Source organism: Rhodococcus sp. LMD (genome assembly GCF_056108245.1).
This window is the reverse complement of the sequence record NZ_CM148557.1, coordinates 5290034-5312574: the sequence shown is the minus strand read 5'-3', so window position 1 is coordinate 5312574 and position 22541 is coordinate 5290034. Positions and strand designations below refer to the sequence as shown.

The 22541-nt window shown below is 69.8% G+C and carries 26 protein-coding genes; 6 read left to right on the top strand and 20 right to left on the bottom strand.

Annotated elements, in window-relative coordinates; all coding sequences use genetic code 11:
- Positions 1-29 precede the first annotated feature (29 nt).
- Positions 30-749: a haloacid dehalogenase type II gene (locus tag ACWPQI_RS24415; protein ID WP_059174492.1), complete on the top strand. Its 720-nt coding sequence runs from the start codon at positions 30-32 to the stop codon at positions 747-749.
- Positions 750-801: 52 nt separating this feature from the next.
- Here ACWPQI_RS24415 and ACWPQI_RS24410 read toward each other — a convergent pair whose 3' ends face one another.
- The 7 genes from ACWPQI_RS24410 to ACWPQI_RS24380 all read right to left on the bottom strand — a co-directional run bounded on the left by ACWPQI_RS24410 (position 802) and on the right by ACWPQI_RS24380 (position 10231).
- Entirely contained in the window at positions 802-2877 is a 2076-nt protein-coding gene (locus ACWPQI_RS24410; RefSeq protein WP_102031769.1) for a PhoX family protein, read from the bottom strand.
- A 138-nt stretch (positions 2878-3015) separates the two neighbouring features.
- Positions 3016-3759, bottom strand: a complete 744-nt coding sequence (locus ACWPQI_RS24405; protein ID WP_010596296.1) for an amino acid ABC transporter ATP-binding protein — start codon at positions 3757-3759, stop codon at positions 3016-3018.
- A gap of 3 nt (positions 3760-3762) precedes the next feature.
- Complete coding sequence (locus ACWPQI_RS24400) at positions 3763-5559, bottom strand: ABC transporter substrate-binding protein/permease (RefSeq protein WP_017681621.1); 1797 nt, start codon at positions 5557-5559, stop codon at positions 3763-3765.
- A gap of 40 nt (positions 5560-5599) precedes the next feature.
- Positions 5600-6541 carry a winged helix-turn-helix transcriptional regulator gene (locus ACWPQI_RS24395; protein WP_172603522.1) on the bottom strand — a complete coding sequence of 314 codons (942 nt, stop codon included), beginning with the start codon at positions 6539-6541 and terminating at the stop codon, positions 5600-5602.
- Positions 6542-6551: 10 nt separating this feature from the next.
- Positions 6552-8069 (bottom strand): carotenoid oxygenase family protein, encoded by a 1518-nt coding sequence (locus ACWPQI_RS24390; RefSeq protein ID WP_474738545.1) that lies wholly within the window; start codon positions 8067-8069, stop codon positions 6552-6554.
- Between the two features lie 10 nt (positions 8070-8079).
- Complete coding sequence (locus tag ACWPQI_RS24385) at positions 8080-9306, bottom strand: acetyl-CoA acetyltransferase (RefSeq protein ID WP_082752479.1); 1227 nt, start codon at positions 9304-9306, stop codon at positions 8080-8082.
- 130 nt (positions 9307-9436) lie between these two features.
- On the bottom strand, positions 9437-10231 hold the full coding sequence (locus ACWPQI_RS24380) for an LLM class F420-dependent oxidoreductase (protein WP_017681625.1): 795 nt from the start codon (positions 10229-10231) through the stop codon (positions 9437-9439).
- Between the two features lie 92 nt (positions 10232-10323).
- Between ACWPQI_RS24380 and ACWPQI_RS24375 the strand changes: the two genes are divergently transcribed.
- Positions 10324-10800: a nitroreductase family deazaflavin-dependent oxidoreductase gene (locus tag ACWPQI_RS24375; protein WP_010596288.1), complete on the top strand. Its 477-nt coding sequence runs from the start codon at positions 10324-10326 to the stop codon at positions 10798-10800.
- 6 nt (positions 10801-10806) lie between these two features.
- On the opposite strand, the gene ACWPQI_RS24370 is transcribed toward ACWPQI_RS24375, so the two are convergent.
- Complete coding sequence (locus tag ACWPQI_RS24370) at positions 10807-11445, bottom strand: TetR/AcrR family transcriptional regulator (RefSeq protein WP_119700215.1); 639 nt, start codon at positions 11443-11445, stop codon at positions 10807-10809.
- Positions 11446-11626: 181 nt separating this feature from the next.
- Between ACWPQI_RS24370 and ACWPQI_RS24365 the strand changes: the two genes are divergently transcribed.
- Positions 11627-12799, top strand: coding sequence for an acyl-CoA dehydrogenase family protein (locus ACWPQI_RS24365; protein ID WP_017681627.1), 1173 nt, complete (start codon positions 11627-11629; stop codon positions 12797-12799).
- 9 nt (positions 12800-12808) lie between these two features.
- Positions 12809-13942 carry an acyl-CoA dehydrogenase family protein gene (locus ACWPQI_RS24360; RefSeq protein WP_474738544.1) on the top strand — a complete coding sequence of 378 codons (1134 nt, stop codon included), beginning with the start codon at positions 12809-12811 and terminating at the stop codon, positions 13940-13942.
- A gap of 10 nt (positions 13943-13952) precedes the next feature.
- Here ACWPQI_RS24360 and ACWPQI_RS24355 read toward each other — a convergent pair whose 3' ends face one another.
- The 10 genes from ACWPQI_RS24355 to ACWPQI_RS24310 are packed head-to-tail and all read right to left on the bottom strand — an operon-like array spanning position 13953 to position 19394.
- Positions 13953-14246 (bottom strand): gas vesicle protein K, encoded by a 294-nt coding sequence (locus ACWPQI_RS24355; RefSeq protein WP_003934962.1) that lies wholly within the window; start codon positions 14244-14246, stop codon positions 13953-13955.
- Positions 14239-14475: a gas vesicle protein gene (locus ACWPQI_RS24350; RefSeq protein ID WP_010596284.1), complete on the bottom strand. Its 237-nt coding sequence runs from the start codon at positions 14473-14475 to the stop codon at positions 14239-14241. The genes ACWPQI_RS24355 and ACWPQI_RS24350 overlap by 8 nt, the downstream gene beginning before the upstream one ends.
- Complete coding sequence (locus tag ACWPQI_RS24345) at positions 14472-15260, bottom strand: GvpL/GvpF family gas vesicle protein (RefSeq protein ID WP_048771246.1); 789 nt, start codon at positions 15258-15260, stop codon at positions 14472-14474. The genes ACWPQI_RS24350 and ACWPQI_RS24345 overlap by 4 nt, the downstream gene beginning before the upstream one ends.
- Entirely contained in the window at positions 15253-15642 is a 390-nt protein-coding gene (locus ACWPQI_RS24340; RefSeq protein WP_040272977.1) for a gas vesicle protein, read from the bottom strand. The genes ACWPQI_RS24345 and ACWPQI_RS24340 overlap by 8 nt, the downstream gene beginning before the upstream one ends.
- Positions 15639-15977: a gas vesicle protein GvpO gene (locus ACWPQI_RS24335; RefSeq protein WP_040272975.1), complete on the bottom strand. Its 339-nt coding sequence runs from the start codon at positions 15975-15977 to the stop codon at positions 15639-15641. The genes ACWPQI_RS24340 and ACWPQI_RS24335 overlap by 4 nt, the downstream gene beginning before the upstream one ends.
- Before the next feature lie 6 nt (positions 15978-15983).
- Positions 15984-16241, bottom strand: coding sequence for a gas vesicle protein GvpG (locus ACWPQI_RS24330; RefSeq protein ID WP_010596279.1), 258 nt, complete (start codon positions 16239-16241; stop codon positions 15984-15986).
- 3 nt (positions 16242-16244) lie between these two features.
- On the bottom strand, positions 16245-17042 hold the full coding sequence (locus tag ACWPQI_RS24325) for a GvpL/GvpF family gas vesicle protein (RefSeq protein WP_040272973.1): 798 nt from the start codon (positions 17040-17042) through the stop codon (positions 16245-16247).
- Positions 17042-17455, bottom strand: a complete 414-nt coding sequence (gene gvpJ / locus ACWPQI_RS24320; RefSeq protein WP_017681635.1) for a gas vesicle protein GvpJ — start codon at positions 17453-17455, stop codon at positions 17042-17044. The genes ACWPQI_RS24325 and gvpJ overlap by 1 nt, the downstream gene beginning before the upstream one ends.
- Positions 17452-18684 carry an SRPBCC family protein gene (locus ACWPQI_RS24315; RefSeq protein WP_474738543.1) on the bottom strand — a complete coding sequence of 411 codons (1233 nt, stop codon included), beginning with the start codon at positions 18682-18684 and terminating at the stop codon, positions 17452-17454. Before ACWPQI_RS24315 ends, gvpJ begins: the two co-directional genes overlap by 4 nt.
- Positions 18685-18689: 5 nt before the next feature.
- Positions 18690-19394: a hypothetical protein gene (locus ACWPQI_RS24310; protein WP_026137977.1), complete on the bottom strand. Its 705-nt coding sequence runs from the start codon at positions 19392-19394 to the stop codon at positions 18690-18692.
- A 293-nt stretch (positions 19395-19687) separates the two neighbouring features.
- On the opposite strand from ACWPQI_RS24310, the gene ACWPQI_RS24305 reads away from it, so the two are divergent.
- Positions 19688-19909, top strand: coding sequence for a CsbD family protein (locus tag ACWPQI_RS24305; RefSeq protein ID WP_040272969.1), 222 nt, complete (start codon positions 19688-19690; stop codon positions 19907-19909).
- Positions 19910-19913: 4 nt separating this feature from the next.
- Here ACWPQI_RS24305 and ACWPQI_RS24300 read toward each other — a convergent pair whose 3' ends face one another.
- Together ACWPQI_RS24300 and ACWPQI_RS24295 are read right to left on the bottom strand one after the other, a co-directional pair.
- On the bottom strand, positions 19914-20429 hold the full coding sequence (locus ACWPQI_RS24300) for a TIGR04338 family metallohydrolase (protein ID WP_017681637.1): 516 nt from the start codon (positions 20427-20429) through the stop codon (positions 19914-19916).
- Positions 20426-21235 (bottom strand): DUF2786 domain-containing protein, encoded by an 810-nt coding sequence (locus ACWPQI_RS24295; protein ID WP_162919344.1) that lies wholly within the window; start codon positions 21233-21235, stop codon positions 20426-20428. Before ACWPQI_RS24295 ends, ACWPQI_RS24300 begins: the two co-directional genes overlap by 4 nt.
- An 89-nt stretch (positions 21236-21324) precedes the next feature.
- On the opposite strand from ACWPQI_RS24295, the gene ACWPQI_RS24290 reads away from it, so the two are divergent.
- On the top strand, positions 21325-22398 hold the full coding sequence (locus tag ACWPQI_RS24290) for an ABC transporter ATP-binding protein (RefSeq protein WP_010596271.1): 1074 nt from the start codon (positions 21325-21327) through the stop codon (positions 22396-22398).
- Positions 22399-22541: the final 143 nt, after the last annotated feature.

The following is a 22541-nucleotide window of genomic DNA, read 5'->3' as shown; positions in this document are numbered from 1 at the left end:
GGCCCGGCGGTGCTGGGAGGATGCGGCGTATGAGCATCTCCGGGGTGAAGGCACTGGTCTTCGACGTGTTCGGCACGGTGGTGGACTGGCGCACCAGCATCGCGCGGGAGGCGGCGCCCCTGCTGGCCCGCTACGACGAGTCGATCGACCCGGTCGTCTTCGCCGACGCCTGGCGGGCTCGCTACCAGCCGGCGATGCAGGCGGTGCGAGCGGGCACCCGGCCGTTCGTGCGGCTGGACGTGCTGCACCGAGAGAACCTGGACGCGGCGCTGCGTACGGTCGGCATCGATCCGGCCGCCGTGCCGGGGACCGATCTCGATCGGCTCAATCTCGCCTGGCACCGGCTCGATCCCTGGCCCGACGCCGTCGAGGGACTGACCCGGCTGAAGCAGCGTTTCGTCGTCGCCCCGTTGTCGAACGGCAACATCGGCATGATGGTGGACATCGCCAAACGGGCGGGCCTGCCCTGGGACGCCGTCCTCGGTGCCGAGGTCGCGCGAGCCTACAAGCCCATGCCCGAGGCGTATCTGCGCACGGCCGACATCCTGGGCCTGGAGCCGGGCGAGGTGTGCATGTGCGCCGCCCACAACGAGGACCTGGCGGCCGCGCGGTCCTGCGGCCTGAGGACCGCGTTCTTCGCGCGACCCACCGAGCACGGCCCGGCCCAGACCACGGACCTGCGCGCGGAACAGGACTGGGACGTGATCGCCGACGACCTGATCGACCTCGCCCGCCGCCTGGGCGCCTGACGGCACCCGTGCGCGCTTCTGGTAGCGGCTGCTACCAGAAGCGCGCACGGGGTCAGGCGCCGATCAGGCCGTCGGACTTCCAGGCCGCGACGACGGCCGGGCGCGGCTGCGAGGTGCCGCCGTCGGGCCAGTGCGACGACGGGGCGTCCCACGTGGCGTCGTCGGTCTCGCCCGGGTGCTGCACACACACGACGACGCGGTTCTCCTGCACGATCGGTCCGCACGTCTCCGCACCGACGGGCACGGTGAGGAACTGCTTGGTCTCCCCGCGGCGCGGGCCGTCGAGCGCGACGCTGAACAGTCCGTCGTTGGACTTCAGGGCGTTGCCGTCGGTGGAGATCCACAGGTTGCCGTGCGGATCGAAGGCGAGATTGTCCGGGCACGAGATCGGGCTGACCTGCGCCTTGTCGAAACCACCGAAGTACGTGTCGGCGGCCTCCGGATCGCCGCAGACCAGCAGCAGGCTCCACGTGAACGACGTGCCGGCGTGGTCGTCGTCGATCTCGAGCACCTGCCCGTTCTTGTTGTTGTTGCGGGGGTTCGCGACGTCGGCGGCGGCCTTGCCGTCCTCGCCGCGCTTGGTGTTGTTGGTCAACGCGACGTAGACCTTGCCGGTGACGGGGTTCGGCTCGAAGTCCTCCGGCCGGTCCATCTTGGTGGCCCCGACCTTGTCCCCGGCCAGACGGGTGAACACCGCGACCTCCTCGGCGGTCATGCCGTCGACCAGGGACTCGCCGCGGCCGTCCTCGGCGGTGCGCAGCAGGGGAATCCACTCTCCCGTGCCGGTGAACGTGCCGGAAGCGGGAAGCGCGCCGCTGCCGTCGATCTCGTCCGGTGATTCACCGGTCAGCTTGGCCACGTACAGGGTGCCGGCGTCGAGCAGCGTCATGTTGTGCCGCATCGCCGCCTGCGACGTGCCGGGCTGCATCTTGCGGGAGGAGACGAACTTGTACATGTAGTCGAAGCGTTCGTCGTCGCCGCTGTAGGAGACGACGGTGCCGTCGCCCGTGACGTGGATCGTCGCGGCCTCGTGCTTGAACCGTCCGAGGGCGGTGTGCTTGACCGGCACGGACGTCGCGTCCCACGGGTTCACCTCGACGACCCACCCGAACCGGTTGACCTCGTTGGGGGTGGCGACGATGTCGAAACGCGGGTCGAAGCGCTCCCACAGGCGTTCCGACGCGCCGCCCTCGAGGCCGTAGCGTGCCAGTCGCTCGGCGGCGACGGGGTCGGTGACGTTCTCGGCGTTGGCGAAGTACTGGTTGAAGTTCTCCTCGCCGGAGAGCACCGTGCCCCACGGGGTGAGACCGCCGGCGCAGTTGTTCAGGGTGCCGAGCACGCGGGTGCCGGTCGGGTCGGCGGCGGTCTTGACCAGGTCGCTGCCCGCGGCGGGACCGGTGAGAACGAACTCGGTCAGACCGGTGATACGCCGGTTGTGCGGGCCGAATTCGGGTGTGAGACGACCGGATCCGGCCTCACCCTTGACCTGCACGACGGACAGCCCGTGATTGGCCCATCCGATGCGCACCTGCTCCTCGGTGGGGTTGTCGGGATCGTAGCCGGCGAACATGAAGGGCTCGGACGTGTACTCGTGGTTGACCACCAGCAGGTAGGTGTTCGGCACGCCGTCGACGGGCAGCAGCCCCGCGAAGTCGTTGTTGTAGCCGAACTGCTTCTCCTGCGCGGCCGCGGTCTGGTTGCCGATGTCGAAGGCGGGCGCATCCGGCAGCACCGGGTCACCCCACCGGATGACGACGGACTGGTCGTAGCCCTCGGGAACGGTCACGACGTCGTCGGTGTTCGGGACGACGGCGGTGAAGTCGGTGCCGGTGGGCGCGGGGCCGAGGTCCGCCGGGCCCGACGTCGTGGCGCCGCCGGTGCTGCCCGCGTCGTCGGCACACGCGGCGAGCACACCGCCCGCACCGACCGCGAGCACCGCCATCGCGCCGCCGCGCAGCACGCCGCGCCGGCTCATGGCGGTGCGCACGACGTCACCGAAGTACTCGCCCCCGGAGGTGTTGGGCACGGCGTGGGAACACGCGTTGCCGCACTTGTAGCGGCAGGTGACGGCGGCGCGTGACGATTTGCCGTCGTGCGTGACGATCAGCGGCAGGGGCTTCGGACTCACAGGTACTCCCTCGTCGAATCGGTTCAACGCGGGCACCGTAGGAGACCGAAACCAGGCGAAGGGAAAGACGAGGTGAACGTCCGGTGTGCCCTTTGGGCTGCCCCAGCCGCCCAAAGGACACACCGGCCGCGGAGCGGCCTACAGGACCTGCGACAGGAACTGTTGCAGGCGCTCGGTTTTCGGGGCGTCGAACAGTTCCTCGGGTGGGCCGGTCTCGACTACCGCGCCGTGGTCCATGAACACCACGGTGTCCGACACCGAGCGGGCGAAGCCCATCTCGTGGGTGACGACCACCATCGTCATGCCGCCCGAGGCGAGGTCGGCCATGAGGGCGAGCACCCCCTTGACGAGTTCCGGATCGAGCGCCGAGGTGGCCTCGTCGAAGAACATCACCTGCGGGGCCATCGCGAGGGCGCGGGCGATCGCGACGCGCTGCTGCTGCCCGCCGGACAGGTTGCCGGGACGGGAGTCGGCCTTGTGTTTCAGCCCGACCAGGTCGAGCTGTTCGAGGGCGAGCGCGCGGGCCCGTTCCTTCGACAGCCCCTTGAGCTTGTGGGGGCCGAGCGCGATGTTCTCGGCCACCGTCTTGTGCGGGAAGAGGTTGAAGTGCTGGAACACCATCCCGATCCGCTGCCGCAGCTCGTCGGGGTTGTCCTTCAGCACCGAGCGGTCGTCGAGGAGGATGTCGCCGGCGTCGGGTTCGTGCAGCCGGTTGAGCACGCGCAGCAGGGTCGACTTGCCCGAACCGGACGGGCCGACCACGGTGACGGTCTTCCCGGCGTCGACGTGGATGTCGACTCCGCGCAGCACCCGGTTGGTTCCGAAGGCCAGGTGCAGCCCGGTCCCGGTGAGGGACACACTCTCGGGGACGGTGGTCGGCATCGGTCAGCCCCTCTCCACGACGAGTTCCTGTTCGAGCGGGTCGAGGGTGGCCTCGGGCCGGCCGGTGCGCAGGCGGTGGTCGATGTAGTTCACGAGGTGCGTCAACGGCACCGTGAGGATCAGGTAGAACAGGCCCGCCGCGACGAGCGGGGAGAGATTGCCGGTCTGGGCGTTCAGGTCGCGGCCGACGGCGAACAGTTCCCGCTGGGTGGCCAGCAGGCCGAGGAAGTAGATGAGCGACGAGTCCTTGATGAGCGAGATGAACTGGTTCATCAGCGCGGGCAGCACGCGCCGCACCCCCTGGGGGATCACCACCAGCGTCAGCGCCCGGCGGTAGCTGAAGCCCAGGGCGCGGGCAGCCTCCATCTGCCCCGGTTCGACCGACTGGATGCCCGATCGGAAGATCTCCCCGATGTAGGCGGCCGCGAGCAGCGCCAGGGCGGCGGCGCCGAGCCAGTACGGGTTGTTGCCCGTCAGGCCCTGCACCACCGGTCCGGCACCGAGGCCGACGAGGAGGATGATCACGACGGCGGGCAGCCCCCGGAAGATGTCGGTGTAGACGCGGGCGGGCCAGCGCAGCCAGCGGGTGCGGGAGATCCCGGCCATGGCGAGCAACATCCCGAGGATCGTCCCGGCGACGCCCGACGTGACGGCGAGGATCAGGGTGTTGGGCAACCCGGTCTTCAACAGATCGGGGAAGGCGTGCCGGTACAGCTCCCAGGAGAAGAACGTCTCGCGCAGCTGCTCGAGCGTGGACTTCGGTGCCGTCGCTCCCGGTTCCTCGCCGGCGTTCTCGGCGGCCAGCGCCGCGAAGTCCGGTAGGTCCGGTTCCGGCGCGGCCCTGCTGCCGGGCTTCCAGCCCTCGGGCAGTTCCCGGGGCACCCATCGGGTGTACAGCTCGGCCCAGGTGCCGTCGGCGATCACCGCGTCGAGCCCGGAGTTCAGGGCGTCGATCAGCGGCTGGTTCTCCCTCGCGACGGCCCAGCCGACGAAGTTGTTGAGGCTGAAGGTGTTCTGCACGATCGACGTGGGATCGCCGGGGGCGATGGCGCCCTCGGCCTGCTGCGACGGCGCCACCCACGCGTCGATCTGGCCGGTCTTCAGGTTCGCGTAGGCGGTGTTGTAGTCCGGGAACTTCACCGGATCGAGGCCGAGGGTGTTGACGACGTAGTCGTCCTGCACGGTGCCCTGCACGACCCCGATGCGCGTGGCGGCGTTCAGGTCGCCGAACCCGCGGATCGGGCTGCCGTTCTGCACGACCAGCGAGAAGTACCCGAAGTCGTAGCCGTTGGTGAAGCCGACCAACTGGCGCCGTTCGTCGGTGGTGGTGATCGACGACGAGCCGACGTCGAAGCGCCGGCCGGCCACCTGGGCGAGCAGGCCTGCGAACTCGGTGCCCACGAACTGCACACGCAGCCCGAGCTTCTCCGCGACAGCCTTCAGCAGTTCGTTGTCGTAGCCCGTGAACTCGCCGCTCGAGTTCACGCAGATGCTCGGTGGCGCGTCGGAGAGCGTGCCGACGGTGAGCACGCCGGGGGTGACGAGGTTCAGCCCCGCGACGTCGACCGAGTCCAGGGACACCACGTCCGGCGTCGTGTACCGGTCCTCCGCGGCGGCGGCCGACGTGTCCAGGTTCGCCGGCGCCGCGGACGCCGAGCCGACTCCGGGCGGGGAACACAGATCCTGGGGAGCAGACGGTCGATCACCCCCCGACGAGCAGGCCGTCGCAGTCAGCGCCAGGAGCACCGCCAGGAGCAGCGCCGCGACGGTGCTCCGTTTCGCGATCACGGATTCGGGCATGGTGGGAGCCTAATCCGAATCGAGCCGCCGGACGGGCGGGTCAACCGCCGGACGGCTCGATCGAGACCGTGGAGGCCCGCAGCCGCTCCCCGCAGTGACTGCACGTCAGGACAGGGGTGAAGGTGTGGTCGCACTCGCGGTGACACAGGACGATCGCGGGTCCCTCCGGTGCGCGGAACCAGCGCAGCCCCCAGTCGATCATGCAGGCGACGACGGGGAAGAACGCGCGCCCCTTGTCGGTCAGGTGATAGGTCACCCATGCCGGGCGGGCGGGATTGGGCAGTTCCTCGAGCACGCCGAGTTCGGTGAAGCGCCGGAGCCGGCCGGCCACCACCGCCGGCGGCGCACCCATGCGCTCGGCGAACTGCCCGTAGCGGGTGGCGCCGAGGAACGCCGCCCCGAGCAGTGCCGCCGACCACCGGTCGCCGAGCAGTTCCATCGTGTGCGGCAGGATCTCGGGCGAGCGAGCGCGGCCGGACCGGCGGCGCCCGGTCGCCGCGGGCACGCTCCGCGACCACTGCCCGCTGGGGCCGAGCTGCGCCTCGACGTCGGGTGCGCCGACGGGACGGTCGCAGTGGCCGCACACGAGGACCGGGGTGAACCGGGCGGCGCAGCCCGTGTGCCGGCGGGCCGGGAGCCGGCCCCTGTGGTCGGGCGCCCACTGCTGCTCCCACGCCCACATGGTGAGCAGGACCGGCCACACGCCGTGGCCGCGTGCCGTCAATCGGTACTCGTGCCGGGCCGGCCGCGCCTGGTATTGCACCCGCTCGAAGAGTTCCGCGTCGGTGAGGCGGGTCAGCCGCGCGGTCAGCACCGCGTTGGAGATCTCCCCCCGCTCGATCCAGTCCCGGTAGCGGCGGTCGCCCTGCAACGCGTACCGCAGGATCCACAGGTTCCATTCGTCGCCGAGGATGCCGAGGGTGACCGCGATCGCGTTGTCACCGCCCGGCTCGAGTTCGGTGACCGTGCCGGAACCTGCCATCGACACATGATCATAGGTTCAGGACGTCGCCGGCCCGGTCCGCGTCCCGCCACCCCGGCAGGTCCGAACCCGCCGCCCACGTCGAGTGGGTGCCGCTCGAGACCCGTTCGGGCAGCCCGATCCGCGCGAGCGGGCCGTCCGCCGGTCGCCGTGCGTCGAAGACCAGGCATTCGGACCGGTCCCGGTTCATGTCGGTGGTGATCGTGATCAGGTAGCCGTCGTCCTCGCCCGCGGACCCGGTGCGGGGCGCCATCACCGTCTCGCTGCCGAAGACGCCCTCGCCGAACGAGTAGTGCTCCTCTGCTCCGGTCTGCACGTCGTGTTTGACGAGCCCGTCGAAGAGGAACCAGCCCGGCACCCCCGTCGCGGCGTAGGTGTAGCGGTGACGGATGCCGCCGTGATGCGGATTGATCATCCCGAACTCGGTGACGGACTCGGACAGCCGCTCCTCGGTGAGCGAACCGGTGCGCAGGTTCAACCGCCAGCGATGCAGGTGGGTGCCCATGCGGTCGAGCGCCAGCGAACGGAACAGCCGCCGGTAGAGCGTTCCGGTGCCGTCGTCCGGCGGTTCCGGCGTCTCCTGATGGAATCCCTCGAGCACGATCTCGTCGCCGTCCTCGTAGGCGTTGGTCCAGTGCAGCACGTAGGTCGGGTCGGCGTCGAACCAGACGATCTGGTCCGGGCGGCCGCGCCGGGGTAGGACGCCGAGCCGCATCGGCAGGTCGGGGTGGTAGCGCGGCACGTACTTGCCGTGCGCGAGGGACTCCGGGATCCAGAACAGGGGACAGTCGTTGAGGATCGCGTAGTTCTCGGTGAATGCCATGTCGTGAGGCAGGCGCGGGCCGGGCAGGGGGATGTCGACGTAGTGCGCCAGCCGGTCCTCGGCGTCGACCACGCCGTAGTGCAGGTACGGGGCGTCGGTGCCGTAGTTGAAGAACAGCAACTCGCCGGTGCGGGCGTCGGCCTTCGGATGGGCGGAAACGCCCCAGTCGGAGGGGAATCGGCCGTCCCACGTCGCCTTGCCCAGGGTCTCGAGGGTGGTCGGGTCGAGGCGGTAGAGGTCCCCGCACTGCCAGAAACTGGTCAGGGCGACGCCGCGATGCACGGTGACGTCCGTGCTGGAGGCGTCCTTCAAGTGGCCGCGGGCGCCCCAGCCGTCCCGGCGGATCGAGTTCTGGGGCCGTTCGGCGATGCCCGCCCACAGCGGGCCGCCGGCCTCCTGCTCGGCCAGGAAACCGTCGGTCCTCACGAATCTGTTTCGGTAGAAGGCCTTTCCGTCCCGGAAGCCGACGACGTGCACCATGCCGTCACCGTCGAACGGATGGTAGAGACCTTCGAGTGCGGGGTGCGCCGGGTTCTCGGTGTTACGCAGGTACACGCCGTCCAGGTCGGCCGGCAGGTCGCCGACCACCTCGAGGTCGTCGGCGCGACGCTCGGTGTGCTGCGGACGCCACGGACCGGTGCGGTACGGGTGGTCGTCGTCCGCGGGCAGGGTGGACAGCACCCGTCCCAGGATCTCGAGTTCCATGGAAGTCCTTTCAGCCGACGACGAAAGCGACCGTGGTGGTGGTACTTCCGCCGATATTCAGGGTCGCGGCTCGGGCGGCGCCGGGCACCTGGTAGTCGCCGGCGCGCCCGGTGATCTGGCGGTGGCAGTCGAGCAGCATCCGGACTCCGGTGGCGCCGACCGGATGCCCGCCGCCGAGAAGCCCGCCGCTGGGGTTCACGGGGATGCGGCCACCGATCTCGAGGTCGCCGTTCTCGATCGCCTGCCAGCTCCGGCCGGGGGCGGTGATCCCGAAGTGGTCGACGGCCAGGTATTCGCCGACCGTGAAGCAGTCGTGGGTTTCGATCAGGTCGAGGTCGCGGACGCCGCCGATGCCGCTCCGCTCGAACGCGTCGACGATCGTGGCGCGCACGTGCGGCATGACGAGGGGATCGTCGTCGTCGCGGGTGAGTTTGCCGGACAAGGACAGTCCGACCGTGCGGTGGCCCCAGCCGAGGATGCGGGTCATGTCGTCGACGGTGCGGGGGTGCCGGCTCAGATAGCGGTTGCTCAGCAGCACCACGCCTGCGGCCCCGTCCGTCAACGGACTGCAGTCGGTCCTGCGGAGGCGTCCTTCGACCACCGGATTGGCGGTGTCGTCCGGGCCGAAGCTCCCGGGTCCGTAGGTCCGGTTGCGGGTCTGCGCATTCGGATTGGCGCGCGCGTTGCGGATGTTCAGTTCCGCGATCGCCCGCAGGTGCTCGTCGTCGAGGCCGTAGCGGCGGTCGTACTCGTCGGCGATCCTGTCGAACATATACGGCCACATGTACTTCGCCTCGGCACCTTCCTGTCCGACCCAGGCCGCGGCGTCCATGACCCGGGTGCCGGCGTCGCCGGGGACGCACCGTTCGAGTTCGACGCCGAGCACGAGGGCACAGTCGTAGCGCCCGGCCTCGAGATCGGCCGTCGCGGCGAGCACGGCGAGTGAGCCGGATGCGCAGGCCCCCTCGTGCCGGGTAGCCGGGATCCCCCACAGTTCGGGCAGCACGGAGGCCGGCATGCCGCCGAGGTGTCCCTGACCGGTGTAGAGCTGTCCGAAGGCGTTGCCGACGTGGATCACCCCGACGTCGGCGGCGTCGATGCGGGCGTCGTGCAGCGTTTCCGTCACCGTCTCGGCGACGAGGTCCGCAAGGTTCCGATTTTCCCTGGTCAGGTTCCGCGCGAAGTCGGATTGGTATCCACCGGCGATCCACACGCCCGCAGGGTTCACGCCGCTCACCGCCTGGGTTCGACCGTCCGTGGTTTCAACTACAGTAAACAGAGTGACTGGTTCGGCGCAACGGTGGGCTCGCGGGTAGCCGGGAACCCTGCACTCCGGTTGCCGCGTCCCCGGCGGCCCGAGCCCGCTGTCAGGCCAGGCCGGAGAGCGGCGGCGCGGAGTTCTCGTCCCGCCACCCGATCGCCTCGACGAGGTCCGTCAGGTCGTAGTCGGGTCCGCTCACTCCCACGGTGAACAGGGTGACGCCGGCCTCGACCAGCGGGGCCGCGTTCCCGGTACCGCGCCACGGCACGGACCGTTCGATCTGGTTCGGCGAACGGCCGACGTCGGCGCAGCGCGCGGCGAGGATCCCGGCCTTCTCCCTGTGGGTGTCGAGGTCGCCGAAGCTGTGCCAGATGTCGGCGTACTGCGCCACCAGGGGGATGGTCTTGCGGGGTCCGCCGCCGCCGATGAGCAGCGGGATGTGCCGGGTCGGCTGGGGGTTGAGCTTCGCGAGCCGCGCGGTGATCCGGGGCAGGTATTCGCCGAGCAGTTTCAGCCGGGAACCCTTGGTGCCGAAGTCGTAGCCGTACTCGTCGTAGTCCTTCTCGAACCAGCCGGCGCCGATGCCGAGGATGAGCCGGCCGCCGCTGATGTGGTCGACGGTGCGGGCCATGTCGGCGAGCAGATCGGGATTGCGGTAGCCGCCGCCGGTGACGAGCGCCCCGATCTCGACGCGCTCGGTCTGTTCCGCCCAGGCCCCGAGCATCGTCCAGCATTCGAAGTGGGCGCCGTCCGGGTCCCCGGAGAGGGGATAGAAGTGGTCCCAGTTGAAGACGATGTCGGCGCCCGCGTCCTCGGCGCGGAGCACGGTGTCGCGGATCTTCCCGTAGTCGGGCTGGTGCTGGGGCTGGAGTTGGAGACCGATGCGTATGGGACGGTGCATGGGTCAACGGTAGGGCCGTCGCGCGGGTCTCGCAGCCGATCCGCGGCCGCGTTCCGGTGGTGCGGCCGACGGCTCGGGCGCACAGTGAAGGAATGCGCCTCACCGAACCTGCCGCACCACCGACCGGGCTGCGCCGCCGATTCCTGCGTGCTCCGATCCACCTCTACCGGATCGGGCTGGGGCGAGTGCTGGGTCGCAGATTCCTGCTGCTGCACCATGTCGGCCGGCGCAGCGGCGTGCCCCGGCAGACGGTGCTCGAGGTGGTGAACCACGAGGACACGTCCGGCGGATTCGTCGTGGCCGTCGGCTTCGGGAAGCAGACCGACTGGTACCGCAACCTGCGGGCGCACCCCGCGGCGCGGATCGAGTCGGGGCGCGAGAAGCTGGCGGTCACCGCCGAGTTCCTGCCGCCCGACGACGCCGCGGAGTTCATGGCGCGGTACGGGCGCCGGCACCCGAAGGTCGCGCCGCGGTTGTGCGCGGCGATGGGGTTCGAGGTCGACGGCAGCGAGGCCGACTATCGGGCGGCGGGCCGGCAGCTGCGGTTCGTGCGGTTGCGCCGTACCTGAGACCGCTCAGCGGTCCGCGCCGGTGAGGCTCGCGAACCGCTGTGCCAGGCCCTGCAGGAACGACTCGAGCGCCAGCTCGAATCCGTCGCGGTCGATCTCGTCCGCATGTTCGCGCAGCCGGTGTGCCTGGGACAGATGCGGATAGCGTTCCCGGTAGATGGTGAGATCGTCCAGGAAGCCCCCGGAGAACGAGGCGATGGCCGAGCCGACGACGAGGTACTTGATCGACGCGCCGATCAGGGTTGCGGTGCGCGGGGGCCAGCCGCAACGGGTGAGACCGCCGTGCACGGCATTGGCGTGGTCGAGGGCGAGCTCTCGCCGGCCGGGGCTGCGTGCGAGGAAGGGGACGAGGTTCGGGTGCTCGGCGAGGGCGGCGCGGTAGGACCTCGCCCAGCGCCGCAGCGCGTCGAGCCAGTCGTCGGTGTCGAACCCGCCGACGTCGACGGACTCCCCGATCCGGTCGGCGATGTCGTCGAGCAGTTCGTCCTTGTTCGCGTAGTGGCTGTAGAGCGACGGGGCGCGGACGCTGAGCTCCGCGGCGATCTTGCGCATGGACAGTTCGTCGAGGCCGTGCTCGTCGACGAGGCGCAGCGCGGTCTCGCGGATGAGCGGGCGGCTGAGAAGCGGGGTGCGGGGCCGGGCCATCGATGCTCCCTCCTCGTCGAATCCGGGACCTGGACAACCTAACACTGTCAGGTTACAGTCGGGGAGTAGGCAGCACCAGAGCGAACCACCCCCTCGTCCCGGCGAATCAGGCAGCGCGGCGCGGGGATCGGTCGTCGCCGGTGTTGCGCTCGCACAGGCACAACCGTGACGGAAGGCCCCCATGAACCTGAAGCTCACCGACGAAGAGCTCGCGTTCCGCGACGAACTGCGCACGTTCTTCACCACCGAGTTCCCCGCCGAGATCCGCGAGAAAGTCGCGGCCGGCCGGCACCTGGAACGCGACGAGGTCGTCCGGAGCCAGCAGATCCTCAACGCCAAGGGATTGGCGGTGCCGAACTGGCCGGTCGAGTGGGGTGGCAAGGACTGGACCCCCGTCCAGCGCCACATCTGGCTCGACGAGATGCAGCTCGCCTCCGTGCCCGATCCGCTGCCGTTCAACGCATCCATGATCGGACCCGTGATCGCGCACTTCGGGTCGCAGGAGCTCAAGGAGCGCTTCCTGCCCGCCACCGCGAACCTCGACATCTGGTGGTGTCAGGGATTCTCGGAGCCCGAGGCCGGCTCCGACCTCGCTTCCCTCAAGACCCGCGCCGTGCGCGACGGCGACGACTACATCGTCAACGGCCAGAAGACGTGGACCACCCTCGCCCAGCACGCCGACTGGATCTTCTGCCTGGTGCGCACCGACCCGGATGCGCCGAAGAAGCAGGCCGGCATCTCGATGCTGCTCATCGACATGAACACCCCCGGCCTGACCGTCCGTCCGATCAAGCTCGTCGACGGCAGCTACGAGGTCAACGAGGTCTTCTTCGAGAACGTGCGCGTCCCCGCCGAGAACCTGGTCGGCGAGGAGAACGCGGGCTGGAGCTACGCGAAGTTCCTGCTCGGCAACGAACGCACCGGTATCGCCCGCGTCGGGGCCACCAAGGTCCGGCTCGCCCGCGCCAAGCAGCTCGCCGCACGGACCCGTGCCGGATCCGGCACCTTGCTCGACGATCCGCTGTTCGCCGCGCGCCTCGCCGAGATCGAGAACGAGCTCCTCACACTCGAACTCACCCAGCTGCGGGTGGTCGCCGGTTCCGCCGACGGCAAGCCCAATCCGGCGTCGTCGCTGCTCAAGCTGCGCGGCTCGGAGCTGCAGCAGGCGGTCACCGAACTGCTCACCGACATCGCCGGACCCGACTCGCTGCCGGTCGGCGCGGAGGGTATCGACTCGCCGGAGTGGGCGCAGCGCACCGCCCCGACCTACCTGAACTACCGCAAGGTGTCCATCTACGGCGGATCGAGCGAGGTGCAGCGCTCGATCATTGCCTCCTCGATCCTCGGATTGTGAGCCACTGTCATGAACTTCGAACTCGATACCGAACAGGACCTGCTCCGCAAGACGGTCCGGGACGTGCTCTCGGGCACCTACGACACCGAGACCCGTAACAAGGTCGCCGATACCGACCGCGGCTGGAGCACCGACGTGTGGCGCCAGCTCGCCGAGCTCGGCGTGCTCGGCCTGCCGTTCGCCGAGGAGCACGGCGGAATGGGTGCCGGACCGGTGGAGATCATGGCCGTGATGGGCGAGATCGGCCGGGCACTGGCCCCCGAACCGCTCCTGAACGCGGTGTTCCTGCCGGGCGGCCTCGTCGCCGAGGTCGGCACCGACGCGCAGCGCACGGACCTCCTGCCGCGCCTCTCGGAGGGCGCGCTGTTGCTCGCGTTCGCCCACGACGAGCCGGGCAGCCGCTGGCCGGCAGTCGAGGTCGCCACGAGCGCCGCCCACAGCGGCGGCTGGACCCTGACCGGCCGCAAGAACCCTGTGCTGCACGGGGACTGCGCCGAGACGTTCGTGGTCTCGGCGCGGCTGCCGGAGGGTGGGGTCGGGCTGTTCCTCGTCGACGCCGACGCGGCCGGCGTCACCCGCACCCCGTACCGCACCCACGACGAGCGCCGCGCCGCGCAGCTCGTCCTCGACTCGGCGGCCGCCGTGCCGCTCGGTGAGGCCGCGGACGTCACCGCGGCGATCACCGCCGCCCAGGTGCGGGCGCAGGCCGCGCTGTGCGCGGAGGCCGTCGGTGCGCTGTCCGAGACGCTCCGCCTGACCACCGATTACCTGAAGCAGCGCAAGCAGTTCGGCGCCCCCCTCGCCCGTTTCCAGGCGCTGACCCATCGAGCGGCCGACATGTACGTCCTGCTCGAACTGGCGTCGAGCATGAGCCTGTACGCCACCATGGCCCTCGCCGACGGCATCGTCGACCCGACGATCGCGTCGCGGGCGAAGCTGCAGGTGGGCCGGTCGGCCCGGAAGCTCGGGCAGGAGGCGATCCAGATGCACGGCGGTATCGGGATCACCGCCGAATACCCGGTGGGCCACTACGTGAGCCGGCTGACCGCGATCGAGCACACGCTCGGCACCATGGAGGACCACGTGCGGGTGCTTGCCGGGTCCGTCGCGGACTACGACCGCATCGAGGTCGCCGGCATGTGACGACACGGGCTCACTCCCGGGGCAGCAGCGTCCCCAGCGGTCCGAGGTCGATGTTGAGATCCTCGGGGGTGAGCCCGAAGTGGTCGCGCAACTCCCCCATGCGCTCCTCGAGCAGCATGAGGGTGGTGCCGATGCGCTCGATCTGCTCGTCGCTCAGGTCGCCCTCGTCCACGCGCCGCAACGCCTGCCGTTCCATCAGTTGCCGCAGCAACTCCACGAGGGTGAGCACGAGCGTGACCAGTCCGCGCTCGACCGACTCGGGATCGGCGTCGATACGCGGTGGGATGCCCTCGAATTCAGTCATCGACCGGAGGCTCCAGGGCGTCCCGCGGGACGGGTGGCTCGATCGCCGTGACCGACAGCGTGCTGACGGAGGAGATGAGCGCCCGCAGCGAGATCTGCACCATGTCGACGTCCGCGATCGAAAGCTTGATGTCGCCCGTGATGACGACGCCGCCGGCGAGCACCCGGTCCAGCAGATCGATCAGGGCGATGCGACGCTCGCCGTCCACGGAGGGGTCGACGTGCTTCATGCCGTGTCCCGTTCGACGCCGGCGAACGAATACGGCGGCCACGGCCCGGTCAGCTCGAGCCGGATCCCGCGATACTCCTTGCGGAGTTCCTCGACGGCCCTCGCGAACTCGTCCGCGCGGTCGTCGTCCACCAGATAGGTGCCGTTGAGCACCATCCAGTCCCGGCGGCCGCTCAGCGCCGGATCCGTCGCGGGCTGCCGCCGACCGGCGGCGGCCTGCCGCAGCAACCGGGAGTGGATCTCGTCGGCGCGGGCCGCGGCGTCGCGTTCGACGGACTCCTGCGCGGCCAGCTGCGCGCGGCGTCGGAGCAGATACGCCGTTCCCGAACCCTTGGCGCTGCCTGCGATCTGCGCTTCCGCGACCGCGTCGGCGAGGGCCTGCCGGTCGCCGTACGCCTTGACACCCCATTCGGTGCGACCCGTCACGAGGGTCAGCGCCGACTCGAAGTCGGCCTGCCGCTCGTCGAGGAGGTCGCGCACACGGGCGTCGTCGAGGTAGACGGTCGCCAGGCGCAACGGGACCGCCGGACCGCGCTGGGCGACGGTCGAGACGACCGCGTCGTGCGCCCGGGCCGTCGCCTCGAGCCACGACAGGTCCTCGAGATTGCGTTTCAGCGGCTCCTCCCCGAACACCGCGAGCGGCACCGAACCCACGACGGCCGTGAGCCCCCCGGATCCCACGGCGCGCACCGACTCGCCGGCGACGCCGGCCAGCCCGCCGAGATCCCCCTCGGCGAGCCGGTCGTCCGTCACGGCGTACAGCCACACTCCGGTTCCGTCAGTCACGATCCTCCTCTTCCACACGAGCGCTCTCGACGGCCTCGCGGCGGCCCTGCCCGGACTCGAGTTCGGCGATCCGCTCGCGCAGCCGCCGGTTCTCGAGTTCCAGCTTGTCGTCCTCCCGATCGAGTTCGCGATTGCGGGCCTTGCTGCTGAGCCACGGATCCGACTCCCACCAGTCGATGCCCACCGCCTTCGCCGTCTCGAGCGACGCGATCACCAGCCGCAGCTTGATCGTGAGCAACTCGATGTCGAGCAGGTTCACCTGGATGTCCCCGGCGATCACCAGCCCCTTGTCGAGCACCCGCTCGAGGATGTCGCCGAGGTTCGTCGACTGATGGCCACCCCCGTACGGTTGCGGCGACGAACTGCCCCCCACCACCGTCATCGCCGGTCCCTTTCGCCGATGTCACTGCTGCCGCGGCCGTACCGCTTGGTCCGGCGGTAGGCCAGCAGGTTGCCGTCCAGGTCGATCTCCACCTCGTAGAGGGCCAGCATGTCCGCCGACGACGGGATGCGCCGGTCCTCGAGCACCTCGACCTCCACCGTCCAGCCGTGATCGGCCGGTTCCACCGACGTGGCGCCCTGCGGCTCCTTCGAGGTCAGCTGCACGAGGTGCTCGATCGCGGTCGCGGCGGCCTCACCTGCCGTCAGGGCCGGCGGCTCGCCCGCTTCCTCGTCGTGGCCGTCGCCGGGATCCTCAGGCGTCGCCTTGGCGCTCACGGGTTCTCACTCCCCCCTCGCGGCGGGTGTCGTGCCGCCGCCCGGCCGGATCATGCGGTCCAGGACCGCCTGCTGTGCCTCCTCCTTCTCGTCCTCCGACAAGTGACCGGCCGCCGCCGCCTCGTCGATCTCCTCGAGTTCCTTCCGGATGGTCGCGGGGTCGTGCATCTTCTGCTCGACCTGGTCCTGGATGACTTCGCCGAGCCAGAGCACGCCTTTGACCGGTGCCAGCGGCAGCGTGAGGATGGCCGAGATCAGTCCCATGCGTCAGCCCTCCGGTTCCCGCTTCATCACGAAGTCGTACGCCGCCATCGGGCCCAGCAGCGTCATCTCGACGCGGCCGTCCCATTCCTGCGCGAGGGAGCCGACCGCCTCCTCGAGTTCGCCCTGCCGGTCGAGCTCGACGAGGACGGCGATGTGCGCCGCGTCCTCCTCGTGGGTGGGCTGCCGCTCGTTGACCATCGGTTCGAGGGCCTCGAGGGTGTCGATCACCCGACGGGTGTCCTCGGCGCGTTTGGCCTCGATCGCCTGGGTGATGATCTCCCCGAGCGCCATGCGGGCGTCGCGGGTGGCGTCCTCCGACTTGTCGCGGATCTCCTCGCGCAGCCGGGCAGCCTCCGAGTTCTCGTCGAGCACCTCGCGCAGCACGGCGTTCTCGACGTAGCGGCCCTTGATCACGAACTGTGCCCGGCCCTCGAGCTCGTCGAGGGCCGCCTTCAGCTCGTCGTGGTTCTCCTCGAGCAGTTCCTTCTCGACCGACTCGGCGTCCGTCATCACCGCCCCGAACCGCAACGGCAGCACGGGCGCGACGGCCGCGGAACCGTCCAGCAGTTCGGCGTGCGCCTTCAGGTCGTCGGGCGTGCCGAGCGGCCGGTCGACGGAGATCTCGCTGACGAGGGCGGCGACGTCGCCGTGACGCACCACCGCGACGTCGCTCGGGGGTTTTCCCACGCCCTTCGCGTGCTCCTCGGGCTCCACGTCGCCCGGCACGATGCCGTAGACGTACATCGCGGTGCTCTGCCCGCCCTCGCTCTCGGGTGCCTCTGCGGCCTGATCGGTGGACATCAATCCCCCCTTCGCTTCGGTCGGCTCGCCGTCTGCCGCTTGTCCTCGACGTCGCCGAGGAAGTCCATGACCTTCTCGCCCGCGGCCTCGAGCGCGCCCTTGGTCTTGTGCTTCGCCCCGCCCTGGGTGATGTCACCGACGAGGTCCGGCAGGCCCTTCGGCTCGTTGTCGGAGATCTCCAGGCGGTTCACCGCCTCGGCGAACCGCAGATAGGTGTCGACGCTGGCCACCACGATGCGTGCGTCGATGGTCAGCAGCTCGATGCCCACCAGCGACACTCGCACGAACGCATCGATGACGAGGCCCTTGTCCAGGATCGTGTCGATGACGTCGGCGAGACCGGAGGAGTTCGGCCGGGCCATCGTGCCGCCGCCGCCTCCGCCGCCCCCGCCGCCGGCGGGTTGGATGGTCATGTGCGTGCTCCTCGCCGGGCGCCCCTACGTGTGCCTGCGCCCCCGCGACGTCGCCGTGCCGGTGCCTCCTCGTCCTCCTCCTCGGGCTCCTCAGGCTCCTCTTCGGTCTCGTCCTGCAGACCTTCGTCCTCCTCGTCCTGCTCCTCGGGGAGTTCGTCCTCGGTCTCGTCCTCGGTCTCGTCCTCGGGGAGTTCGTCCTCCGAACCTTCGTCCCCGACGTCCTCCTCCTGTTCCTGCTCCTCCTCCTCCTCCTCGCGCCGGGCGGTCTCGTCGTCCTTGACGACCTCGCTGTCACGGATCTCCCCGTGCCAGCCGACGACGTCGTCCGGGTGCAGGACGGCCTCCGTCATCACGTGCCGCTCGAAGTGCTTGAGTTCCAAGCGCGCTCGTCGGCCGACGGCGCGCCACAGGTTGGCGGTCTTCTCGAACAACCCCCGCGGGTGGTACTCGAGCACCATGATGATCCGGGTCAGATTGTCGGCGAGCTCGTGGAAGGTCACCGCCCCGTCGATGTAGCCCTTGGCGCCCTTCGAGCGCCACACGATCCGATCGAACGGAACCTGTTCGAGGATCGTCGACTCCCAGTTGCGCCGGGACCAGAAGACCTTCCCGGTCCATTGCAGCTTCTCGTCGGAGGCCTGCTCGACCTGCTCGACCTTCTTCATGAACTTCGGCCAGTCGGCGAACTGCGTCCACAGGTCGTAGGCGAGGTCGATCGGAACACCGACGTCGATCTGCTCGACGATGTTGGTGAGCTTGAGCTTCTTGTTGCCGCCGCCCTTACCCTTGCCTTCGCCGCCGCCGAGGGATTCCTTGACGTCGTCGAACTTGTCCTTGGCGGTCTGCTTGACGTTCTCGAAGCCGCCGCTCAGCGCCGCGGTGATCGGAGACTTCCCCTCGGCGGACTTCTGCACACCGGTGATCGCGCCGAGCAGATTCCCTCCCCCGCCCTCGGCATAGTCGTTGAGGCGCCCGGCCGTTCCGGTCACCTTGTCGGAGACCGTCGACAGGGCACGCTCGGCGAACGTGCCGGCCAGGCCCTGCAGTGACTTCTGCAGGTGCTTGGTGGGCGAGAGGTCCTGTGCCGCTTTGCCGGCGCTGCCGGCAGCCCCGCTCGCCGTCTTTCCGGCCTGTCCCGCCGTGCCGGCGGCGGTCTTTCCGGCCTTGCCGGCCGTCTCCTTGGCGGTCTTGCCCAGCCGGCGGGTGGCGTCTTCGAGTGATCGCGTCATCGAACTCACTTCCTCGTGCGCCGGACCGGAGCGCGCCCGGAGGCGGATGCCTCGGCGCGGGTGCTGCGTCGCCGGGGCTTCGCCGGCTCCTCGTCCTCGTCGCCGGACTCCTCCGGTTCCTTCGCCTTCGACTTGGCTCGGGATGTCTTGGGACGGCTCGTGGATTCGCCGGTGCGTCGCCTGGCGGCCGGTCGCCGCCGGGCGGGCTTCGGGGCCTCTTCTTCCGCTTCCTCGGCCTCTTCCGGAGCGCCTTCTCCCTCCTCGGGGGCTTCCTCCTCGTCGGTTTCCTCCTCGGGATACTCCTCCTCGGCGGACTCCTCGGCCGGTTCGTATTCGCCCTCCGCGTACTCGTCTTCGGGACCCTCGTCGGCGTACTCCTCTTCCTCCGGCTCCTCCTCGGAAGCCTTGGGACGCCCGGTGGCCCGCTGTTGGAGCCGCTCGTTGAGCGAGTCGATCCGATTGCTCGCGGCGGTGACCGCGGCCGCGCGGGCGGCGCTCATCAGCTCGCCACGGACCGAATCGGTGATCTTGACGAGTTCCGGTGAGGACCCGACCATCGAGGCCCCACGCTTGAGGATGTCCTGCGGGTTGTTCGGCAGCCGTCCCGTCAGGCCTGCCCCCGCGAGCATCAACGCCAGCCGCATCTTGTGCGTGCGTCCGAGGAAGTATCCGATACTCACCCCGGCGGCGACTCGTGCCCCACCTTTCATGACCAATCTCCTTCGCCTGCATGTGGCCGCTGTTGCGGGCAGGTTCCCGGCTGCGCACGGTGTCTCGTCCGATGCGGTGGGCCCGCGGTGCGGTTCGAATGTGATGTAGCCCACACTACGCATTCCAAACATCGATTCGCTGACGATCGACCGGAATGCCCATCCGGCGCGACGGCGGTGTGCTACCAGACCGATCGGTACGTCTCGGAGGCGTTTCCCGCCGGCGCGACGGGGGTATCGCAACACTCGACGGGCGCAGTTGCGTCCCCACCGGAATCCACAAGGAGGGCATCATGGCTCACCTCGCCAACAAGGTGATGCACAAGGCCGAGGAGATGGTCGGCAAGACCCGGTACAACTTGGGTAAGCGGACCGGAAACAGGAACCTGCAGAGCGTGGGTCGGCGCGGTCAGGTCTCCGGGCGCGTCAAGGGGTTCGGGGACAATCTCACGCATGCGGTAAGGAACGCCCAAGGAAGGTTCAAGAACAGGTCACATCGTTCCGATCTCCGCTGAGTCGTCATTCGCCGGCGGCGATGCCGCAGGCGCGCAGCGCGAACGCCGCCTCGGGCCCGACGATCTCGTCGACCAGGGTCAGGAACCGGTCGACGAACGCGGGCCCGTGCGGAGCTTCCGCCGGATCGTCCGGATCGGACGGGTCCAGATGGTGCGCCAGCTCGTGCAGCACCACCAGCTCGCGGAACGCCCACGCGGTGTTGGCGTGGTGCTCCGGGAGTGCGATTGTGGCGCAATCGCTTTCGTAGTGAGCGGCGGAATTTCCGGCGCGTGCCCGGACGCGCGCTCGCACCGACGCCCGCGGCCAGTGGGCCCGCACCCAGTTCAGCGCCAGCACCGAGTCCACGTACGCCTGGACGGACTCGAGGGAGGCGAAGCGTCGCTCCACCGGCAGGGTGAGCTGCGATCCGGCCAGCTCCACCACCCGCAGGCCGCGCTCGTCGGCCCGGTCGAACATCGTGCGTACCAAGGATTCCGCCTCGTAGACGGCGGTCCTCCGGGTGTCGCGCAGGCGGGTCACCGCGGCAACCTCCGGGCCGCGGCCGGCAGTTCCGGACCGGTACCCAGGCGCGCCTGTCGCCCCGCCCGGTCCCCGGCACGACGGGCGTCGGACGAGTGCCCCACCCCCACCGCGGACCCGCGCCAGCGGCCGCGCGCCTCGGACGTGCTGCGGTAGAAGTCCCGCAGCTCGATCTGCTTGTCGCGCAGCGCCAGGGCCGCCCCGGGCGTGTCGACGCTCGCCTCCCGCTCGATGTCCTGCTTGGCGTCCGACAGTCGCTGCCCGATCCGCGTCGCGAACGCCGACTGGAAGTTCAGCCGCGCGGTGACGGCCGCGACGGGCCGGCGCACCCGCGTCCGCACGCGCCGCCCCCCGCGGGTCTCGACCACCGTGCGCACCGTCGTCTCGTCCTTGTAGGTGCCCGAACGCAGGTAGGCGTCGGAGGCGCGGACCATCTGCACGAGCAGCGACGAGTACAGGGCCTCGCACACGTCGATGTCGGAGGCGAAGCCGTAGGCGTAGATCACCGTCGACGTGGTGGTGATATCGCACTGCACGTCGTTGGCGGCGGCGATCGCCAGGAACAGCTGCGCGTACGTGCGCAACCCCTTCCTCCCGCTCTCCCCGATCGTGATCAAGCGCTGCACCGGCGTCGCCCGGCGCTCCCGGCTCGCCGTGTGGGCACGCGCGACCGCCAGATCCACCGATGCCGCCGTGGCCAGCCGCTGCGCGGCGGCGAGGAACGCGTCGGCCTCGTGGGGGTTGTCGGTGGATTCCGCCTGCCGGAGCAGGCCACCGATGCGGGTCAGCATCTTCTCCGAACTCACTCCGGCAGGTTACGCCTGCCGTGGTGCCTTTTCGGGCCTGCGGCGATCCGGAAGGACACCGGGGCGCCGGGGTCGCCTATTCTCCTGCCATGGCCCCAGTGACCTTCGACCATGCGACCTGTCTGTTCCCCGGGTCGACCACGCCTGCCGTCGACGCGCTGAACCTCGAGATCGAGGACGGGGAGTTCCTCGTCCTGGTCGGCCCGTCCGGCTGCGGCAAGTCCACCTCCCTGCGCATGCTCGCGGGACTCGAACAGGTGCACAGTGGGCGCATCCTCATCGGGGGCCGCGACGTCACGGCGCAGGAGCCCAAGGACCGGGACATCGCGATGGTGTTCCAGAACTATGCCCTCTACCCGCACATGTCCGTCGCCGAGAACATGGGCTTCGCGCTCAAGCTCGCCAAGACACCGAAGGCGGAGATCCGGGCGCGGGTCGAGGAGGTGGCGAAGATGCTCGACCTCGAGCAGTACCTCGACCGCAAACCCAAGGCACTGTCCGGCGGTCAGCGCCAGCGCGTCGCCATGGGCCGCGCCATCGTCCGCCAGCCGCAGGTGTTCCTGATGGACGAGCCGCTGTCCAACCTCGACGCGAAGCTGCGCGTGCAGACCCGCACCCAGATCGCGCAGCTGCAGCGCCGCCTCGGCACCACCACCGTCTACGTCACGCACGACCAGGTGGAGGCGATGACGATGGGCGATCGCGTCGCCGTGCTCGACAAGGGGATCCTGCAGCAGTGCGCCTCACCGCGCGTGCTCTACAACAAGCCCGCGAACGTGTTCGTCGCCGGATTCATGGGTTCGCCGGCGATGAACCTGTTCACGCTGCCGGTCTTCGACCGCGGGGTGATGCTCGGCGACACCGCCGTGCAGGTGCCGCGCGACGTCGTCGGCCGGGTCACCGAGTCCGAGGTGGTGGTCGGTATCCGTCCCGAGCACTTCGAGATCGCACCCGACGGCCTCGAGATGGACGTCGACGTCGTCGAGGAACTCGGCTCCGACGCCTACGTCTACGGCCGCGCCCAGGTCGCCGGCCGCCCGCAGCAGATCGTCGCGCGCGGGGACTGGCGGAATCCGCCGCAGAAGGGCGAGCGGGTGCACCTGCGGTTCGACCCGGACCAGGTGCACGTCTTCACCACGTCCGACGGTCGTCGCCTGGGCTGACCGGGTGCCGGGCGCCGACACGGAACCGATCAAGGTCGGGTGGAATGTCTGCGGTTCGGTGCCCTCCATGCCAGAGTAAGGGCCGATGTCGGTGGCCCGGTGCCGCCGACGACGGTTTTCTCACGATCTCAACGGGGAGTCAT

Excerpts from the sequence above, each read along its gene's own strand:
- ACWPQI_RS24415 (WP_059174492.1), top strand. The coding sequence starts at position 30 with ATGAGCATCTCCGGGGTGAAGGCACTGGTCTTCGACGTGTTCGGCACG.
- ACWPQI_RS24405 (WP_010596296.1), bottom strand. The coding sequence starts at position 3,759 with ATGCCGACCACCGTCCCCGAGAGTGTGTCCCTCACCGGGACCGGGCTG.
- ACWPQI_RS24400 (WP_017681621.1), bottom strand. The coding sequence starts at position 5,559 with ATGCCCGAATCCGTGATCGCGAAACGGAGCACCGTCGCGGCGCTGCTC.
- ACWPQI_RS24395 (WP_172603522.1), bottom strand. The coding sequence starts at position 6,541 with ATGGCAGGTTCCGGCACGGTCACCGAACTCGAGCCGGGCGGTGACAAC.
- ACWPQI_RS24390 (WP_474738545.1), bottom strand. The coding sequence starts at position 8,069 with ATGGAACTCGAGATCCTGGGACGGGTGCTGTCCACCCTGCCCGCGGAC.
- ACWPQI_RS24380 (WP_017681625.1), bottom strand. The coding sequence starts at position 10,231 with ATGCACCGTCCCATACGCATCGGTCTCCAACTCCAGCCCCAGCACCAG.
- ACWPQI_RS24375 (WP_010596288.1), top strand. The coding sequence starts at position 10,324 with ATGCGCCTCACCGAACCTGCCGCACCACCGACCGGGCTGCGCCGCCGA.
- ACWPQI_RS24370 (WP_119700215.1), bottom strand. The coding sequence starts at position 11,445 with ATGGCCCGGCCCCGCACCCCGCTTCTCAGCCGCCCGCTCATCCGCGAG.
- ACWPQI_RS24365 (WP_017681627.1), top strand. The coding sequence starts at position 11,627 with ATGAACCTGAAGCTCACCGACGAAGAGCTCGCGTTCCGCGACGAACTG.
- ACWPQI_RS24360 (WP_474738544.1), top strand. The coding sequence starts at position 12,809 with ATGAACTTCGAACTCGATACCGAACAGGACCTGCTCCGCAAGACGGTC.
- ACWPQI_RS24355 (WP_003934962.1), bottom strand. The coding sequence starts at position 14,246 with ATGACTGAATTCGAGGGCATCCCACCGCGTATCGACGCCGATCCCGAG.
- ACWPQI_RS24350 (WP_010596284.1), bottom strand. The coding sequence starts at position 14,475 with ATGAAGCACGTCGACCCCTCCGTGGACGGCGAGCGTCGCATCGCCCTG.
- ACWPQI_RS24340 (WP_040272977.1), bottom strand. The coding sequence starts at position 15,642 with ATGACGGTGGTGGGGGGCAGTTCGTCGCCGCAACCGTACGGGGGTGGC.
- ACWPQI_RS24330 (WP_010596279.1), bottom strand. The coding sequence starts at position 16,241 with ATGGGACTGATCTCGGCCATCCTCACGCTGCCGCTGGCACCGGTCAAA.
- ACWPQI_RS24325 (WP_040272973.1), bottom strand. The coding sequence starts at position 17,042 with ATGTCCACCGATCAGGCCGCAGAGGCACCCGAGAGCGAGGGCGGGCAG.
- gvpJ (WP_017681635.1), bottom strand. The coding sequence starts at position 17,455 with ATGACCATCCAACCCGCCGGCGGCGGGGGCGGCGGAGGCGGCGGCGGC.
- ACWPQI_RS24315 (WP_474738543.1), bottom strand. The coding sequence starts at position 18,684 with ATGACGCGATCACTCGAAGACGCCACCCGCCGGCTGGGCAAGACCGCC.
- ACWPQI_RS24310 (WP_026137977.1), bottom strand. The coding sequence starts at position 19,394 with ATGAAAGGTGGGGCACGAGTCGCCGCCGGGGTGAGTATCGGATACTTC.
- ACWPQI_RS24305 (WP_040272969.1), top strand. The coding sequence starts at position 19,688 with ATGGCTCACCTCGCCAACAAGGTGATGCACAAGGCCGAGGAGATGGTC.
- ACWPQI_RS24290 (WP_010596271.1), top strand. The coding sequence starts at position 21,325 with ATGGCCCCAGTGACCTTCGACCATGCGACCTGTCTGTTCCCCGGGTCG.